Origin of the sequence: Ideonella azotifigens (assembly GCF_006519715.1) — a bacterium.
Lineage (GTDB): Bacteria > Pseudomonadota > Gammaproteobacteria > Burkholderiales > Burkholderiaceae_C > Ideonella > Ideonella azotifigens.
In genome coordinates this window covers 1-3,672 of the sequence record NZ_VIDT01000556.1, presented here as the reverse complement: position 1 = coordinate 3,672, position 3,672 = coordinate 1, and the positions used below count along the sequence as shown (strand labels likewise).

The 3,672-nt window shown below is 63.2% G+C and carries 5 protein-coding genes; all 5 read left to right on the top strand.

Annotation, left to right across the window (positions count from 1 at the left end; translation table 11 throughout):
• Positions 1 to 5 precede the first annotated feature (5 nt).
• Positions 6 to 353 (top strand): hypothetical protein, encoded by a 348-nt coding sequence (locus FKP22_RS23950; protein ID WP_141290176.1) that lies wholly within the window; start codon positions 6 to 8, stop codon positions 351 to 353.
• A gap of 40 nt (positions 354 to 393) precedes the next feature.
• Positions 394 to 1,479, top strand: a complete 1,086-nt coding sequence (locus tag FKP22_RS23945) for a hypothetical protein (RefSeq protein WP_141290175.1) — start codon at positions 394 to 396, stop codon at positions 1,477 to 1,479.
• Complete coding sequence (locus FKP22_RS23940) at positions 1,476 to 1,760, top strand: hypothetical protein (protein WP_141290174.1); 285 nt, start codon at positions 1,476 to 1,478, stop codon at positions 1,758 to 1,760. The genes FKP22_RS23945 and FKP22_RS23940 overlap by 4 nt, the downstream gene beginning before the upstream one ends.
• Positions 1,761 to 1,818: 58 nt before the next feature.
• Positions 1,819 to 3,399 (top strand): hypothetical protein, encoded by a 1,581-nt coding sequence (locus tag FKP22_RS23935; protein ID WP_141290173.1) that lies wholly within the window; start codon positions 1,819 to 1,821, stop codon positions 3,397 to 3,399.
• A 19-nt stretch (positions 3,400 to 3,418) separates the two neighbouring features.
• A partial coding sequence (locus FKP22_RS23930; RefSeq protein WP_170201050.1) for a hypothetical protein occupies positions 3,419 to 3,672 on the top strand: 254 nt, incomplete at its 3' end.

Genomic DNA, 3,672 nt, shown 5'->3' with positions numbered 1-3,672 from the left:
CAGCAATGGATCCGACAAAGGTCAACGCCCAGGTTATCGACGTCATCAACCAGGTCCAGCTGGCCACGATGAGCCCGCAGGTCGTGCTGACCAGCGGCGCCGGCAAGGCCTATCAGTCGGTGGCCCAGTCCACCGCCATCGCGGTGCAGGACGCGGCCGACGCGCTGCGCAACATCTCGACCATCGCGACCACCGCCGTCGGCGTGGCCATGGCCCAGTTGCTGGCCACCGGCGACACGAAGTACCAGACGGCCATCAGCGAAGCCCAGAAGCTGATGCAGAACGCCACCACCGACTTCAGCAACGTCGGCACGGCCGCGGCCAACGTGCTCAAGGGCTTCCCGGCGGGCTGAGCCAGCCGCAGGCACGCACAACGCAACAGGAGCCATCGCCATGTCCGTCTCCGTCGCCGGCCGGCCGGTCCAGCAGCCAGGCTCCTTGTCCGACCTGGGCCGCCTCGCACTGGCCTTTGTCGACGGTGGCCTGGAGTGGTTCGCCTGGGCCATGGCCAGCACCGCCGTGCGCTATGACTTCCCCGACGAAACCACCTTGCTGGCCCAGGTCCAGCTGGGCCTGCACGGCTCGCCGCTGGCGCTGCTGCCGGTGCTCACGCTGCTGGCCAGCCCGGTCAAGCTGATGTCGCTGGGCCTGGCCGACCTGCGCGTGCTGGCCAAGGCCGAAGGCGGCGACGATAACGCGCTGCTCGCCACTCAGATGCGCCGCGTCTGCACCGAACACCAGTTGCTGAACCAGGCCGAACTCACAGCGCCGCAGGCCTGGCTGGGCAAGCTGGGCGTGGCCAGCGCACCTGTCTTCCAGGCCATGGACTTCCTCGACCGCGTGGCCCTGGTGCGGCTGATGAACGACCCATTGCTGGCCGCAGGTGACAACGCCATCACCACCGAGGCCGCCGCATTCGCCGTACAGCAGGCCCGCACGCCGCTCGAATTTGCCGACTACCTCGGCTTCTACCAGGCGCTCGCCGCACAACCCGGCGCCCCGCAAAGCCCCGAGCTGCGGGCCACGCAAGCCGAGGATGCCAAGAACACGCTGCTGCCGCTGTTCTTCGGCGCGCTGGACTGCCCTCAGGTCAACGGCCTGCCCTCGCCAGCCGAAGTCGGCCAGGCGGTCGGTGCGTGGTTATCCAGCGGCAAGCAGGTCGGCTTCTCGCGCCTGTCCGAGGGCTTGATGCAGATCGTGCGCCACACCAGGTTCCAGGGCCAAACCGGCGACGCCGCCCGCCGCCTGGTGGACGCTTACCTCGCCTCCGCCCAATCCCTGCTGGCCGCCGCCCGCCCCCACCAGGCCCGCATGGGCCAGGACGGCCACACCTGCCTGTACCGCCTGGCCTCGGGCGAACAGCAGGCCGAGTTGCTGCTCAGCGGCAACGGTGTGATCTCGCTGCGCGAATTCGGCCTGCGCAGCCCGCCGGCCGCTCCCCGGCCACCACTGGCCCCCCTCGAACCGGAGAACCCGTGATGAACGACGACCCAACCCCCAGCCCCGCGCGCTCCCCGCTGGAAATGGCGATGCGCGCGGCCGAAGACGCGGTGCGCAACACGCAGCAGCAAGTGGACGCGGCCATCGCGGCGACGCATGCGGCGTTGCGCACGGCCCTGCAAGCCTCGGCGGATGCCAGAAGCATGGAAGAAGCCGCCGCACAGAAAGCCGTCGCCGAGGTAGATGCAGCCCTGCGCGCCAGCGAGGCGGGTGTATCCCAGGCCGTGCAGCACGCCATGCAAATTGTCAGCAAGCCCTGACCAGATCCGGCATTCGGGGGTAACCCTGCCAGGCACCGAAGGCGAGCGGAGAAGCCAAATGAAAATACTCAGGCAAAAAGACGGAAAAATCACCTTTTTCCTGGACGGTCCCGACTCGGGGGAAGAGGTGAATTTCGTGCGTGGGGCAGAACAAATGCCGAACAACACGTATGGCTTCGAAATCGAATTCTGCTCCCACGACAACCCAGTGTTCGCGTTCACTCACGTGAAAGTGATGAGTTTGGTGATCAATGGATTTGGCAAATGGTTGATCGAATCCGACTCCGGCAACGTGCTTGAACTCGTCACCGAGCCGCTGGTCTTTGCCGACCCGGCAGATGCCCATGCATTCAAAATCGATCTCGGCAAGCTGCTGTCAGAATCGGTTGACATCCAGCAGGAAGACATCAAATACATCACACTTGGAAGCTGGCGTGAGGACATCAGGAGCAAGCTTGAATTGCTCTCCAATGCCTACGCGACAGAAAATAAACTGCTGCCATCAAGCGACGCAAGCAGTGAGCTGAAATACAAGATGAGCCCGTGGGAGAAGGTGGTGCCGCAGATATCACCCGAAAATGTCGATGACGGCATCAACATTGCTGCCGCGAAAGCCCGCCTGGCACGCAATGCCAACGACAAATGGGACCCTTTTGTCTGCGACACCATTCTGTGCAGAAGCGAAAAGGACTGGGGCCGCGGCTATTCCTCTCAAGCCAATGTGCCGATGACACTGGCCGGCTACTTCCTCTACTCGATCAGCAAGACTCGCCAGGCCCGCGACCGGCACAATGCGCTTTTCACCCAGCCCATTCCGCCCGATGTCTCGGACGCGAAGATTCAAAGAGACTTCGACACCTGGTTCTGGCGCCGACTGATATGGGAGGTGTTCACCTGGATGGGCGACGCCATTTCCGGCGTCGGCGCCACCGATGTGGATAAATCGGAGTGGACCCTCGATAAGGCACGCAACATGGGTTTGCTGTATGTGATGGTGAGCAAGACCTTGACCGGCGCGCTGGGCGCCCTCAGCGAGCCCTATCAACTCAAGCTTCAATACCAAGCCTTCGAAAAACAGTCCACCCAGGTGCTTTCATTCGACAACCCCGAGCAGGAAACATCGGAACTGCCGGGCAGCGACACGAGTTGGCTGGAATATCACAGCTCCATGAAGGACTTGACCGGGCTCTGGTTCAAGGCGGCACTGGTATCGGTGATCAAGGACACGTTCGGCGACCCGCCGTCAAATGAATTCACCAGCACAGTGGCGTCCCACGTCAGGCAGCTGCCAGCCATCTGGGGATACTTCTTCAAGATTGCCGTCCAACGGGAGGACGAGTTTTATTCGAATGTTGCCCAAAAGCGGACCAACATTTTCAGCGACCTGAACAGGAATTGGTCACCCTTGATCGAAAGAATCAGAAGCGTCTGCGAGGCCCTCGCCAGCTTCCTGGAAAACTGGGGCAACGATTCGCTGACGCTCGAACAGCAAGCCTGGCTCACATTGCCGCCTCGCAAGGACCGGAAGTTTCTGCACTACGAATCGGCGCCGCCGTGGGAGGGGCGCTACGACACCATGTACCCACCGTTCAAGCGCTTCAAAGTGCCCACCTACCTCGTGGAGCACAGGTTCAACTGATTTCCCAGAAAGCACCATCATGCCCAGCCTGCGTCTAGCGACCTGGAATTCAAGCGGTGAAGCGGCCGGCCGCGGCGCCCAGTTGGCGGCCGCGGTCAACATGACCAATGGCACGGCGCCGCCAGTCGAACTGGTGGCCATCCAGGAAGCCCAGGTCGCGCTGGCGCCGGCCGGCACGATACGGGCGCGGCTGACAGGCGGTGCCCCGCCGTTTGCCACCTTTGCCGTGCCGCTGGACCACGTGCGTGAACTGGGGCCTGGCCAGCCTTTCGC